This window comes from Cupriavidus sp. WGlv3 (genome assembly GCF_023952475.1).
GTDB classification, from domain to species: Bacteria; Pseudomonadota; Gammaproteobacteria; order Burkholderiales; family Burkholderiaceae; genus Cupriavidus; species Cupriavidus phytorum.
Map to the genome: position 1 here is coordinate 1 of NZ_JALHRX010000146.1, position 460 is coordinate 460.

The 460-nt window shown below is 54.6% G+C and carries 1 pseudogene; it reads right to left on the reverse strand.

From position 1 onward, the window contains the following. Window positions 1–192 (reverse strand): annotated as a pseudogene (locus MKD38_RS30915) (IS110 family transposase); the annotation flags it as partial. Window positions 193–460: the final 268 nt, after the last annotated feature.

Below are 460 nucleotides of genomic sequence, written 5' to 3' on the forward strand. Positions count from 1 at the left end.
CTCCGTTCGAGCGTAGCGATTTCTTTGTCGGTAAGCCTCGATGGCGATCAGCGAACGCTCACGCCTAGTGAAGAAGTTTGTGACTTGGCTTCTCTTCAGCTTGATACGCTCAACTTCGCCGGTGCTGACATTCACAGCATGTAGTTGGAAAACGTGCTTGGCAATATCCATGCCGATGACGGTAAGTTCCATTTTGGATCGCCTCCTGCTTAGGGTCGCTGCCCACTCGACGTCTCCCCCCACTTTGGCACAAAGGAACTATCGCCAGCGGAGGATCCTCACAGGGCTCTTGCAACTAGGTGCGCCGTTGCCAGGGGGAAGGCGTCCATACCATCTGATCAATGAGGTTTGCGCTTGATGTTGCACAAGCCAAGGACTTCAGCTTTCGCAATGCGGGAGAGATAGGCCGATTCAAGCTGTCTTTCTCGCGTTTTCGCACCCGTTCTGGCCGCGCTGTGTG